Raw genomic sequence first — 12,219 nt, forward strand, 5'->3', positions numbered from 1 at the left:
GGTGGCCGCGGGTCACAGCATAGATCCTGCTCGCTGGCAGGAGGCGTTCGAGGCCTTGATGGGCCGTATCGCGGGACGGTTCGTCCGGGTGGAACCCCGTCGCCGGGCGAGGGCGTTCGTCCTCGGGTTGCTGTCGGGCCTGCCGCGCAAGAACTGCTGGACGCTCGCCGAGCATGCCGGGGACGCGAATCCGCATGGTCTGCAGCACCTGCTGTCGAGGGCCAGATGGGACGCCGACGCGGTACGCGATGACATCCGGGGCTTCGTCGTTGAGCACCTGCACCACGAGGACGCGGTGCTGGTCGTGGACGAGACCGGCGACCTGAAGAAGGGCACCGGCACGGTGGGCGTGCAGCGCCAGTACACCGGCACCGCAGGCCGCAGGCCGCATCGAGAACAGCCAGGTCGCCGTCTACCTCGCCTACTCAACCCCGCTCGGGCACGCGGCGATCGACCGGGAGCTGTATGTTCCGCGCTCCTGGACCGAGGACCCGGCCCGCTGCCGGGCCGCCGGGATACCCGACGCCGTCGGCTTCGCCACTGCAAGCACGGTTGCAGTACTAGGGCCTGTCGGCGGACCTTGACCGGCTCAGTCGCCGAGGATCCGCTCCCACAGCAGCCCGTCCCGTCAGCTCCCGTCGAGAAGGATCGCGGAGTGCGCGACACCTTACGGGGTGAACCCGTTGCGGCGCAGCACCTGCTGGGAGGGCAGGTTCTCCAGGTTGGTGGAGGCCTCGGCGTCCCGCGCCCGGTGCGCGGCGATCGGGGCGGCGTCGGCGGGCGATCAGGCGGATCCTGGTGCTGCTGGACATGGGCCGGCCCTCGTCGCGGTGCGTCGGGTGGGACGGGTAGGACGGCCAACCTGTGCGAGGGCCCCCGAGCCGCCGCTCGGGGGAGGGCCGGCAGCGGTCAGGGGACCTTCACCCAGTCGAGGGTGCGCTCCACCGCCCTCTTCCAGCCCGCGTAGCCCTCCGCGCGCTGCTCCTCGGACCACTGGGGCGACCAGCGCTTCGACTCGTGCCACTGGGTGCGCAGCTCGTCGGTGTTCTGCCAGAAACCGGTGGCGAGCCCCGCCGCGTAGGCGGCGCCGAGAGCGGTCGTCTCGGCGACGACGGGACGGCTGACCTCGACGCCCAGGACGTCGGACTGGATTTGCATGCACAGGTCGTTGGCGGTGACACCGCCGTCGACCTTGAGCATGTCGAGATGGACTCCGGAGTCCTGTTCCATGGCCTCGACCACATCGCGGCTCTGGTAGCAGATGGCTTCCAGAGTGGCCCGCGCCAGATGGGCGTTGTCGTTGTACCTGGCCAGGCCGACGATCGCGCCGCGGGCGTCGGAACGCCAGTACGGCGCGAACAGGCCGGAGAACGCGGGGACGAAGTACATGCCGCCGTTGTCCTCGACGCTCCGGGCCAGCTCCTCGCTCTCGGGCGCCGACTTGATGATCTTCATCTGGTCGCGCAGCCACTGCACCGCGGAACCGGTGACGGCGATCGATCCCTCCAGCGCGTAGACCACCGGGCTGTCGCCGAACTGGTAGGCCACGGTGGTGAGAAGGCCGTTCTGCGAGCGGACCAGTTCGGTGCCGGTGTTGAGCACCAGGAAGTTGCCGGTCCCGTAGGTGTTCTTGGCCTCGCCGGGGGCGAAGCAGACCTGGCCGACGGTGGCCGCCTGCTGGTCGCCGAGGACGCCCCCGATGGGAATGGCGGCGCTCAGCGGGCGTGAGGTGCGCGTGGACCCGTAGGCCTCCGGGTGCGACGAGGGGTTGATCTTCGGAAGCATCGACCGGGGGATGCTGAAGAAGCCCAGGAGTTCCTCGTCCCAGTCGAGGGTCTCCAGGTTCATCAGCATGGTGCGGCTCGCGTTGGTGACGTCGGTGGCGTGGATACCCCCGTTCGGGCCGCCGGTCAGGTTCCACAGGACCCAGGCGTCCGTGTTGCCGAAGATCGCGTGGCCGGCCTCCGCCGCCTCCCGTACGCCGTCGACGTTCTCCAGGATCCACTGGATCTTGCCGCCGGAGAAGTACGTCGCCGGCGGCAGCCCGGCCTTGCGGCGGATGACCTCGCCCTGCCCCGAGCGTTCGAGATTCGCCGCGATGGCGTCGGTACGGGTGTCCTGCCACACGATCGCGTTGTAGTAGGGCCGCCCGTTGCGCGGATCCCAGACCACCGTGGTCTCGCGCTGGTTGGTGATCCCGATCGCCACCAGGTCGGTCGGCGAAAGACCGCCGTGCCGCAGGGCGTTCTGCATGACCGAGTTGGTGCGTTCCCAGATCTCCACGGGATCGTGCTCCACCCAGCCGGAGCGGGGCAGGATCTGCTCGTGCTCCAGCTGGTGTTTGGCAACCTCGTTGCCGCCGTGATCGAAGATCATGAACCGGGTGCTGGTGGTCCCCTGGTCCACCGCGCCGATGAAGTCCGCCATGATGTGTCGCCTCTCCGGCCGTGTGGTCAGTCCTCGGGTGCCGGGACGCGCCCCGGCGGTTCGGGTACGGCGGCCGGCAGGAACCGTCCGACGAACGCCTTGTAGAAACCCGCGCCCAGCAGGGCGCCGACCAGCGGGCCGAGGATGGGCACCCAGAAGTAGAGATTTCCGTACTGGTCCCGCCACGCACCGCCGTAGCCGGTCAGGAAGCTCGCCAGCCGGGGGCCGAAGTCACGGGCCGGGTTGATCGCGTAACCCGCGTTGGTGCCCCAGGCCATGCCGATCGCGACCACGATCAGGCCGATGATGAACGGGCCCAGGTTCGACCCGGGCGGGGTGTTGAGCATGTCCGTGACGGCCATGATCAGCAGCATCAGGATGGCGGTGCCGATGATCTGGTCGCGGAACGCACCCCATTCGTGGACCGGCAGCGCCGGGTTGCCATTGGCGGGCAGCGTGGAGAACACCCCCTGAGTCTTGATGGTGTGCCCGGGGTCGGCCTTCGCCAGCGCCTCGCTGTAGTTCCAGCGGACGAGGAGCGCGGCCACGAACGCACCGGCTGTCTGCGCCAGCGCGTAGGGAGCCACCTTGCTCCACGGGAACCCCTTGAACGCCGCCAGCGCGAGCGTCACCGCGGGATTGATATGGGCCCCGCTCAGCCGTGCCGCCACGTAGACGCCCAGCGTCACGCCCAGCCCCCACGCCCAGGCGATGCTGTCGTGGTCCCCGAGTCCGCCGGGCGGATCCGTCAGGGCTCCGCCTGCCGCCACCTGGGCCACGACCCCGCATCCGAAGAGGATGAGGATCATCGTGCCCGCGAACTCGGCGGACAACTCGCCGACCAGTCCGGATTTTCTGCGTAGTTCAGCCATGGAAGCTCGCCCTCCGCCGACGGCGCCGGCTGTCGACTATCCGAGCAGTGTCAGCAGGCTAAGACGTTTCACCAGGTGGGGCATATCGGGCTGATGGGGTTGGGCTTGCGGGGCCCATCACGACGCCCAGGGGTCGAGGCGGGCAGGGCGCTGGGGGCAGGGCGTCGGACGGCCGGCGGACCGCCCGGGCGGGGCGAATCCGCCGGGAGCGGACGGCGACGACGCTCGCCCGATCGGGTGGGAAGGAAGGAGAGCGGCACGACCAGGACGTCCGCCTTGTCGGCGCACGCCCGGGGGAGCGGTGCGAAGGCAGCCCGGTACGGGCGGGTCTTCCAGCGGGTCGGGCGGATGGTCCCGTCCTCCCAGCGCTGCTCGAATCCGGACTGTCACCGTATCGACGGTCCCAAACCCCTGAGCGTCCGTACCCGGACCTGTCAGGGGTGCGGAACCGTGCACGACAGAGACACCGACGCCGCCGACAACACCCTCCAAGAGGGCAGACGGCTGTACACGCTCAAGGTCGCCGAGGGGCATCGCGGAGACCCGAAACGCCTGCGGAAACAGGAAGCCTCGGAATCCCCCACCCACCACCGTGCCGCGAAGCGGCACAGCACCCGGTAGGGGAAGGCCGGAATCCTCGGGCTTCAGCCCGAGGAGCATGTCAATTCTTGATGCCGTGCTCCGCCGCCCAGTCGTTCGCGACGTCTTCGGGGTCCTTCCGGTCCTTGTCCACCAGGCGGTTGAGCTCGGTGAGGTCCTCGGTCGTCAGGACGGCCCCGAGGCGGGCGAGCGCCTTGCGGACCGTCGAGTCGGCCTTGCGGTCGGCGATGAGCGGAACGACGTGCTGGCCGGGGATCAGGTTCTTGGGGTCGGTGAGGACGCCCCAGCCCTCGGCGGCGATGTCGGTGTCGGTGGTGAAGAGGTTCGCCACGTCAGCATCGCCCTTCCTGAGGGACCCCTTGACCAGCGGTCCGGAGGAGTCGAGGGACTTGAACTCCTTGAACTCCACGCCGTAGACCTTCTTGAGACCCACCGAACCCACCATGCGCTTCTTGACCTCGGGTGCCGCGCCGATGACGAGCTTGCCGTTGTGCTTCGCGAGGTCGGCCAGGGACTTCAGGCCGTACTTCTCGGCGGTCTCCTCGGTCTCCTCGGTCACGGCGAAGGCGTCGGCGTTCTCCGCCTCGCCGTACGGGAGGATCTGGACTCATCCAGCCGGTCGCCCGTGCCCCGGGCGGCTGGATGCCCGCCGTTCCGTCGCTCCAGCGTACGGCCGGGGACCCGCTGAACGGCTGCTCCAGGGTGGGCTGTTGATCGGCCTCCTTGAGGAAACGCTCCCACTCCTCGTCCGGTATGGACGCCCCATCCTGGCGCAACCCACTGCTCCCGTCCGTGTTCTGCGCGAGACGCGCCGTCGGTCTCTTCCCAGGTCCGAGGGCTGTACGGGGCATCATCACACGGCCCGCCGACACCCGGGGGCGGGTGGTCCGGTCACCGGCCGGTCGCCCCCACGCGCAGCCCGTCCATGACGAAGTCCAGGAGCCGGCCGGCCCTCGGCTCCCAGTCCTCGTGCGGATCGATCTGCCAGAGGCCGGCGATGGCGAGGAAGAAGTCGTCCGGGGTCACCCCGGGGCGGATGGCCCCGGCCTCCTCGCAGCTGCGAAGGAGGGTTCCGGCCGCCTCCATGATCGGGGTGGGGCCGGGCCTGGCGGGGCCGCCGGGCGCGCTGGTGACCAGTCGGATCGCGTCCGCCAGACCGGCCTTGGTCATGGCGAACCGGGCGAGGCGGTCCATCCATTCGCGCAGGGCCTGCTCGGGCGGGCGGGTCTCCAGCAACTCGCCCGCGGCGTCGGCGACCTGCTGCATCTCGTAGCGGTAGACCTCCAGGACGAGTGCCTCCCGGTGCGGGAAGTTGCGGTAGAACGTGCCCTGCCCGACGCCCGCCTTCTTGGCGATCGCGCTCAGTGGGGCGTCCGCGCGCAGCGTCAGCTCGACCATGGCCACGCGCAGGATGCGCTCGCGGTTGCGCTGCGCGTCCGAACGCAGGGGGGTGTCGTTCTCCGGCTGGGACACGGATCCTCCTCGCGGGTTCGTGGCCGAAACCCGTCCTTGTTAACCGGACAGCTGTCCGTTACGTTATTTCTCCATGAGCGGACAACAGTCCGGTTAGAGCTACCTTAGCGCCGGCCGCGTTCGCCGGTCGCGGTCGTCGGCCGGCGACCCGGTTCCTCGTCACCAGACACCAGAGAAGGCTGATCATGGCCCCAGCGACCTCATCGACGTCCAGTGCGATCACCCTGAACATCAACGGCGAGAAGCACCACCTGTCCATCGACCACCGCATGACCCTCCTCGACGCCCTGCGCGAGCGCCTCGATCTCACCGGCACCAAGAAGGGCTGCGACCAAGGACAGTGCGGCGCCTGCACCGTCCTGGTCGACCAGCGGCGCGTCGTCTCCTGCCTCAGCCTCGCGGTCGCGTCCGAGGGGCGCGAGATCACCACCATCGAAGGTGTGGCCGAGGGCGATGACCTGCACCCCGTCCAGCAGACCTTCCTCGACCTCGACGGCTACCAGTGCGGCTACTGCACACCCGGGCAGATCTGCTCGGCCATCGCCGTCATCGAGGAACACGCGGCCGGCTGGCCGAGCGCCGTCACCGACGACCTGGGCCCCCAGGCGGGGCCGCCACCGCTGACGCCCGACGAGATCCGCGAGCGGATGAGCGGCAACCTGTGCCGCTGCGGCGCCTACGTCTCGATCGTCCAGGCCGTCACCCGGGCCGCCGAGGCCCACGCCGAGGACCGGTCCGCAGCCACGAAGGAGACCGCCGCATGAAGGAGTTCGGCTACCAGCGCGCCCGCGACGTCACCGGTGCGGTCGCCCTCCTCGCCGCCGACCCGGACGCGCGGTTCCTCGGCGGCGGCACCAACCTCGTCGACCTGATGAAGTCCGGCGTGGAGCGCCCCGCCCGGCTCGTCGACGTCCGCGAACTCCCCCTGGACCGCGTCGAACCCGCGGCGGACGGCGGCCTGCGCATCGGAGCGACCGTCACCAACAGCGACCTCGCCGCCCACCCCGAAATCCGCCGCCACTACCCGGCGCTGGCCCAGGCCGTGCTGGCCGGGGCTTCCGGGCAGCTGCGCAACATGGCCACCGTGGGAGGCAACCTCCTCCAGCGCACCCGCTGCGGCTACTTCACGGATGTGTCGGGCCCCTGCAACAAGCGGGCCCCGGGCAGCGGCTGCCCCGCCGTCGCCGGCGAGCACCACAACCACGCCGTCCTCGGCGCCTCCCACCACTGCGTGGCCGTGCACCCCTCCGACATGGGCGTGGCGCTGACGGCGTTCGACGCCGTGGTCTCCTACGAGAGCGCCGACGGGCCCGGCGAGAGCCCGATCACCGACTTCTACCTCCCCGTCGGCGACACCCCGCACCGGGAGACCGCCCTGCCGCCCGGCGCGCTGATCACCCACGTCAGCCTGCCCGCCGCGCCCGTGACCGCCCGCTCCCGCTACCGCAAGGTGCGCGAACGCGCCTCGTACGCCTTCGCCATCGGCTCCGTCGCCGCGGCGCTCGACATCGAGGACGGCCGCGTACGGGACGCGCGCCTCGCCCTCGGAGCCGTCGCCTCCCGGCCCTGGCGCGCCCGCGCGGCGGAAGCCGTGCTGACCGGCGCACCGGCCGACGGCGCGACCTTCGCCGCCGCGGCGGACGCCGAACTCGCCGCCGCCAGGCCGCTGCCCGACAACGGATACAAGGTGACCCTCATGCGCAACCTTGTGGTCTCCGTACTCACCGAACTCGCCGAGGGGGACGCCCGATGACGACCACCACGCCGGGCCCCCCGGCCGTACGCGGCGCCGTCGGCGTCGCCCACACCCGCGTCGAGGGCCGCGACAAGGTCACCGGCGCGGCCCGCTACGCGGGCGAGATCCCCTTCCCGGACCTGGCCCACGGCTGGCTCGTGCTGTCCACGGTCACCCGTGGCCGGATCCTTGACGTGGAGACCGCCCCGGTCCTCGGCATGCCGGGCGTGCTCACCGTGCTGCACCACGGCAACGCCCCCCTCCTGAACACCGATTACGTCGGCATGCTCGGCATCCCGCCGGACCCGGCCTCCGCCGTCTTCCAGAACGACAGGGTGCCGTTCGCCGGCTGGCCGGTCGCGCTGGTCGTCGCCGAGACTCCCGAGGAGGCCAGGGAGGCCGCCGAAGCGCTCGTGGTGACGTACGACCAGGAGCCGCACGACACCGTGCTCGTCGCCGGCCACCCCGACGCCTACCCCGCCGCCGGCCATATGCCCGCGGAGACGGAGAAGGGTGATCTGGAGGACCGGCTGGCCGCCTCCGCCCACGTGGTGGACGCGCGGTACACCACCCCCGAAGAGCAGCACAGCATGCTGGAGCCGCACGCGGCGACCGCCAGGTGGGAGGGCGGCCGGCTGGAGGTCGTCGACTCCAACCAGGGCGCCGGCTGGGTCCAGAGTGAGCTGGCCACGTTGTTCTCGCTCGACGCGTCCTCGGTACGGGTGCGCTCCGAGCACATCGGCGGCGGCTTCGGCAGCAAGGGCCTGCGCGCCCACCAGGTGTCCGCCGTGATGGCCGCCACCGCCCTGCGGCGCCCGGTGCGGGTCGTGCTGACCCGGCGCCAGATGTTCTCGCTGGGCGGCTACCGCAGCCCCACCACTCAGCGGATCAGGCTCGGCGCGGCCCCCGACGGCCGGTTGCTGGCCCTGGAGCACCGCTCGTTGAACCAGACGTCGACGGTGTACGAGTTCGTCGAGCCGAGCGCGGGCGTCGCCCGGGTGCTGTACGACGCCGACGCCCACCACACCGCCAACCACGTCGTACGGCTCGATGTGCCGTCGCCGACCTGGATGCGCGCCCCGGGGGAGGCCCCGGGGTCGTTCGCGATCGAGGCGGCCCTCGACGAGCTCGCCGAACGCACCGGCGTCGACCCGATCGAACTGCGCCTGCGCAACGAACCGGACGTCGGCCCCGTATCCGGGCTCCCGTTCAGCAGCCGCAATCTGGCGGCCTGCTTCCGCGAAGGAGCCCGCAGGTTCGGCTGGGCGGACCGTGACCCACGCCCGGGCACGCGCCGCGACGGACGCTGGCTGCTGGGCACCGGCACGGCGGCGGCCTCCTACGGAGCCGGGGCCGCTCCCTCGACGGCCCTGGTCACGGCGGAGGCGGACGGCTCCTTCACCGTACGGATCGCCGCCGCCGACATCGGCACCGGAGCCCGCACCGCGCTCACCCTGGTCGCCGCCGACGCGCTGGAGACCACGCCCGAACGGGTCCGCGTCCGCATCGGCGACAGCGACTTCGGCCCCGCGATGATCGCCGGCGGATCCATGGGCACCCGCTCCTGGGCCTGGGCGGTCACGGCCGCCGCCGCCGGACTGCGGGAGCGGCTCGCGGTCACCACGTCCGTCCCCGCCGAGGGCATCACCGTGCGGTCCGACACCACCGAGGCCCTCGGCGCCCTCGCGCAGAAGGAACGGCACTCCTTCGGGGCCCAGTTCGCCGAGGTCGCCGTGGACACCGCCACCGGCGAGGTCCGGGTCCGCCGCATGCTGGGCATCTTCGCGGCGGGCCGGATCGTCAATCCGCTCACCGCCCGCAACCAGCTCGTCGGCGGAATGATCTGGGGCATCTCGATGGCCCTGCACGAGGAGGCGGTCCGCGACCGGAACACCGGCGGCCACTACGCCCCCGATCTCGCCGGCTACCACGTGGCCACGCACGCCGACGTCCCGGACATCGAGGCGGACTGGGTGGACGACCACGATCCGGACGACCCGGTCGGCATCAAGGGCGTCGGGGAGGTCGGCATCGTGGGTGCGGCGGCGGCCGTGGCCAACGCGGTCTGGCACGCCACCGGCGTACGCCACCGGGACCTGCCGATCCGCCCCGACCGCGTCCTCGCGGCGTCGGCGTCGGCCTTGCCCGGCGGGGGAGCGGCGGATGCTTGACATCGCCGGCGAGCTGCACCGGTGGATGGCGGAGGGCCGGGAGTTCGCCGTCGGCACCGTTGTCTCCGTCGGCGGCAGCGCGCCGCGCGGGCCCGGCGCTGCCCTCGCCGTCGACAGCGATGGCACGGCGATCGGCTCGGTCTCCGGCGGCTGTGTGGAGGGCGCGGTCTACGAACTGTGCGCGCAGGCCCTCCAGGACGGCGAGACCGTGCGCGAACAGTTCGATTACAGCAACGAGGACGCCTTCGCCGTCGGGCTGACCTGCGGCGGGGGCATCGACATCATGGTCACGCCGGTCCGCGCGGACTCCCCGGAACGCGCAGTGCTGGGGGCCGCGCTGTCCGCCGCGGTCTCCGGCGCGGGGGCGGCCCTCGCCCGGGTGGTGAGCGGCCCGGACGGGGTCCTGGGACGGGCCCTGCTGGTCCGTGCCGACGGCACCCGTGAGGGCGGGCTCGGCGGGCGCCCGGAGCTGGACCGTACGGCGGCGGCCGAGGCTTCGGCCCTGCTGGACGCCGGCCGGACCGGCACCGTGGCCCTCTCCGAGGACGGGACGCACTGCCCCGGCGGACTCACCCTGCTCGTCGAGAGCAGTGTGCCTCCGCCCCGCATGATCGTCTTCGGCGCGGTCGACTTCGCCGCGGCGCTGGTGCGGGCCGGAAAGTTCCTGGGCCACCACGTGACGGTGTGCGACGCCCGGCCGGTCTTCGCCACCCGGGCCAGGTTCCCCGAGGCGGACGAGGTCGTCGTCGACTGGCCCCACCGCTATCTCCGGCGCACCCCGACCGACGGGCGCACGGTGCTGTGCGTGCTCACGCACGAGGCCCGGTTCGATGTTCCGCTGCTGGTGGAGGCGTTGCGGACACCCGTCGCGTTCGTCGGCGCGATGGGATCGCGCCGCACCCACGAGGACCGGAGACGCCAGCTGCGCGAGGCCGGCCTGAGCGACCGGGAGCTGGATCGCCTGCGTTCGCCCATCGGCCTGGACCTCGGAGCCCGTACGCCCGAGGAGACGGCCCTGTCCATCGCGGCGGAGATCGTAGCGGCCCGGCACGGTGGCACGGGCCTGCCGCTGACCGGCGGCGCGGAGCCCATTCACCGGGCGCTTAACCGGGAACCGGACCGGGAGCCCCACCGCGACCGGCAGGCCGTCAGCCGGAGCTGAGTCCGCCGCGGATCCGGGCGATGACGGCGGCGACGAGCTGGTCGAACTGCTCGTCCGCGGTGGGAAGAGACAGCGCGGAGGCTTCCCGGAGGGTGGGGATGTCGAGGTCGGCGTGAGCGGTGAGCCAGTGGCCGGGGACGAGCGTGTTCCGGTCGCCCCGTTACCTTTTCTGTGGCCCCGAGATGGGGCGCCTGGCCCCCGGGGCCGGTATGGCTGTGTGCCCCCTGTCGTACGGATGACCTGGGGGGTGTTGCCGCCGGGCTTCGGGGCACCGCTTGACCGCTGTTGAGGGGCCTGACGACTGCCTGGTCCGGTGTAACGCCGGACCGCTGCCGGGTGGGATGTCTGCGTAACGTGGTTGCCGGCGTGTGGTGCCGCAGGGACGGTCGGGAGCATGTGAAAGGTACGACCGAAGAGGGGCATCGCGCATGGCCGACACCGCTGTCGATATCTCCGGAATAGGTCTGTTCCTCGGCCTGGACCTGGGCAAGGAGTTCCACCACGCCCGCGGCCTGACCGGGCAGGGCAAGACCGTCCACGACAAGAGACTGCCCAACACCGAGTCCCGGCTGCGGGAGTTGTCCGACAAGCTCAATGCCAAGTTCGGCACCGTCCTGGTGATCGTGGACCAGGTCGCCAACATCGGCGCGCTGCCGCTGACCGTGGCCCGCGCCACCGGCTGCCGGGTCGCCTACCTGCCGGGACTGTCGATGCGCCGGGCCGCCGACCTCTACCCCGGCGAGGCCAAGACCGACGCCCGTGACGCCTTCGTCATCGCCGACACCGCCCGGACCATGCCCCACACCTTGCGCGCGGTGGACCGCGACGACGAGGCGCTGGCCGAGCTGACCATGCTCACCGGCTACGACAACGACCTGGCCGGCGAGGTCAACCGCACCACCAACCGGCTGCGCGGCCTGCTCTCCCAGATCCACCCCACTCTCGAAAGGGTGGTCGGCCCACGCCTGGGCTACCCCTACATCCTGGCCCTCCTTGAACGGCACGGCTCCCCGGCCAGGCTGAAGAAGCTGGGCCGAGGCCGCTGCGAGGTCCTGCTCAAGGCGCACGGCTCGCGCAAGGCCCACCACCTCGCCACCGAGATCTTCGACGCCCTCGCCGAGCAGACCCTTGTCGTTCCCGGCACCGAGGCCAGCGCGCTGATCGTGCCGGGCCTGGCCGCCCAGCTCGCCGCCGCCCACACCCAGCGGCGTCAGGCCGAGCAGGAGATCGCCGCCCTGCTGGAGGCCCTCCCTCTTTTCCACCTCCTGACGTCCATGCCCGGCCTGGGCGTCAGGACCACCGCGGCCGTGATCGTCGCGATCGGTGACGGCACCGCCTTCCCCACCGCCGGACACCTCGCCTCCTGCGCCGGACTCGCCCCCGCCACCAAGTCCTCGGGCACCTCCATCCGCGGCGAGCACGCACCCCACCGCGGCAACCGCCTCCTCAAACGCGCCCTGTTCCAAGCCGCGTTCGCCGCGATCGGCTGCAAGTCCGACCCGTCCTCCCGGACCTACTACGACCGCCAGCGCGCACGCGGCAAGACCCACACCCAGGCCATCCTCCGCCTGGCCCGCCAACGTGTGAACGTCATCCACGCGATGATCCGCACCGGAGCCCTCTACGAACCACGCACCCCCGACGACGTCGACCTCGCCGCCTGAAATCTCCGCCGCCCCTACCCTCCAGGCCCCATCACGCCCGCACACCGGCACGGCCACCCCGGCGCTGCCGGCCACCGGGCTGCCCATCAGGCACCCGATCCGCCGGGAACGTCCC

At 71.7% G+C, this 12,219-nt stretch carries 9 protein-coding genes and 3 pseudogenes; 7 read left to right on the forward strand and 5 right to left on the reverse strand.

Annotated features, from left to right (window positions below):
• Positions 1–58: 58 nt before the first annotated feature.
• Positions 59–557 (forward strand): annotated as a pseudogene (locus B9S58_RS19250) (IS701 family transposase); the annotation flags it as partial.
• Between the two features lie 71 nt (positions 558–628).
• Here the strand turns inward: B9S58_RS19250 and B9S58_RS39980 are convergent.
• The 3 genes and pseudogenes from B9S58_RS39980 to B9S58_RS19265 form a co-directional block, all read right to left on the reverse strand.
• A pseudogene (locus B9S58_RS39980) lies at positions 629–739 on the reverse strand (GNAT family N-acetyltransferase); the annotation flags it as partial.
• A gap of 170 nt (positions 740–909) precedes the next feature.
• Positions 910–2,427, reverse strand: coding sequence for a glycerol kinase GlpK (glpK, locus tag B9S58_RS19260; RefSeq protein ID WP_103533360.1), 1,518 nt, complete (start codon positions 2,425–2,427; stop codon positions 910–912).
• Positions 2,428–2,453: 26 nt separating this feature from the next.
• Positions 2,454–3,299: an MIP/aquaporin family protein gene (locus B9S58_RS19265; RefSeq protein ID WP_103533361.1), complete on the reverse strand. Its 846-nt coding sequence runs from the start codon at positions 3,297–3,299 to the stop codon at positions 2,454–2,456.
• Between the two features lie 93 nt (positions 3,300–3,392).
• Here B9S58_RS19265 and B9S58_RS40245 point away from each other — a divergent pair, with 93 nt between their 5' ends.
• Positions 3,393–3,920 (forward strand): zinc ribbon domain-containing protein, encoded by a 528-nt coding sequence (locus tag B9S58_RS40245; protein ID WP_146063532.1) that lies wholly within the window; start codon positions 3,393–3,395, stop codon positions 3,918–3,920.
• Positions 3,921–3,960: 40 nt separating this feature from the next.
• On the opposite strand, the pseudogene B9S58_RS19275 reads toward B9S58_RS40245, so the two are convergent.
• A pseudogene (locus B9S58_RS19275) lies at positions 3,961–4,506 on the reverse strand (ABC transporter substrate-binding protein); the annotation flags it as partial.
• Between the two features lie 284 nt (positions 4,507–4,790).
• The gene (locus tag B9S58_RS19280; RefSeq protein WP_103533363.1) at positions 4,791–5,372 is read right to left on the reverse strand and encodes a TetR/AcrR family transcriptional regulator; all 582 of its coding nucleotides are present in this window, start codon (positions 5,370–5,372) and stop codon (positions 4,791–4,793) included.
• Between the two features lie 185 nt (positions 5,373–5,557).
• On the opposite strand from B9S58_RS19280, the gene B9S58_RS19285 reads away from it, so the two are divergent.
• The 5 genes from B9S58_RS19285 to B9S58_RS19310 all read left to right on the forward strand — a co-directional run bounded on the left by B9S58_RS19285 (position 5,558) and on the right by B9S58_RS19310 (position 12,104).
• Positions 5,558–6,136 carry a 2Fe-2S iron-sulfur cluster-binding protein gene (locus B9S58_RS19285; RefSeq protein WP_103533364.1) on the forward strand — a complete coding sequence of 193 codons (579 nt, stop codon included), beginning with the start codon at positions 5,558–5,560 and terminating at the stop codon, positions 6,134–6,136.
• A complete protein-coding gene (locus B9S58_RS19290; RefSeq protein WP_103533365.1) occupies positions 6,133–7,125 on the forward strand; it encodes a xanthine dehydrogenase family protein subunit M in 993 nt (330 codons plus the stop codon). Before B9S58_RS19285 ends, B9S58_RS19290 begins: the two co-directional genes overlap by 4 nt.
• A complete protein-coding gene (locus B9S58_RS19295; RefSeq protein WP_103533366.1) occupies positions 7,122–9,278 on the forward strand; it encodes a xanthine dehydrogenase family protein molybdopterin-binding subunit in 2,157 nt (718 codons plus the stop codon). Before B9S58_RS19290 ends, B9S58_RS19295 begins: the two co-directional genes overlap by 4 nt.
• Entirely contained in the window at positions 9,271–10,440 is a 1,170-nt protein-coding gene (locus B9S58_RS19300) for an XdhC/CoxI family protein (RefSeq protein WP_103533367.1), read from the forward strand. Before B9S58_RS19295 ends, B9S58_RS19300 begins: the two co-directional genes overlap by 8 nt.
• A 428-nt stretch (positions 10,441–10,868) precedes the next feature.
• Positions 10,869–12,104: an IS110 family transposase gene (locus tag B9S58_RS19310; protein ID WP_103533368.1), complete on the forward strand. Its 1,236-nt coding sequence runs from the start codon at positions 10,869–10,871 to the stop codon at positions 12,102–12,104.
• Positions 12,105–12,219: the final 115 nt, after the last annotated feature.

It is taken from the genome of Streptomyces sp. SM11 (genome assembly GCF_002910905.1).
Taxonomy (GTDB): Bacteria; Actinomycetota; Actinomycetes; order Streptomycetales; family Streptomycetaceae; genus Streptomyces.

What these genes read in the sequence shown, in the direction of transcription:
- glpK (WP_103533360.1), bottom strand. Translation starts at nt 2,427, where the DNA reads ATGGCGGACTTCATCGGCGCGGTGGACCAGGGGACCACCAGCACCCGG.
- B9S58_RS19265 (WP_103533361.1), bottom strand. Translation starts at nt 3,299, where the DNA reads ATGGCTGAACTACGCAGAAAATCCGGACTGGTCGGCGAGTTGTCCGCC.
- B9S58_RS40245 (WP_146063532.1), top strand. Translation starts at nt 3,393, where the DNA reads ATGGGGTTGGGCTTGCGGGGCCCATCACGACGCCCAGGGGTCGAGGCG.
- B9S58_RS19285 (WP_103533364.1), top strand. Translation starts at nt 5,558, where the DNA reads ATGGCCCCAGCGACCTCATCGACGTCCAGTGCGATCACCCTGAACATC.
- B9S58_RS19290 (WP_103533365.1), top strand. Translation starts at nt 6,133, where the DNA reads ATGAAGGAGTTCGGCTACCAGCGCGCCCGCGACGTCACCGGTGCGGTC.
- B9S58_RS19295 (WP_103533366.1), top strand. Translation starts at nt 7,122, where the DNA reads ATGACGACCACCACGCCGGGCCCCCCGGCCGTACGCGGCGCCGTCGGC.
- B9S58_RS19300 (WP_103533367.1), top strand. Translation starts at nt 9,271, where the DNA reads ATGCTTGACATCGCCGGCGAGCTGCACCGGTGGATGGCGGAGGGCCGG.
- B9S58_RS19310 (WP_103533368.1), top strand. Translation starts at nt 10,869, where the DNA reads ATGGCCGACACCGCTGTCGATATCTCCGGAATAGGTCTGTTCCTCGGC.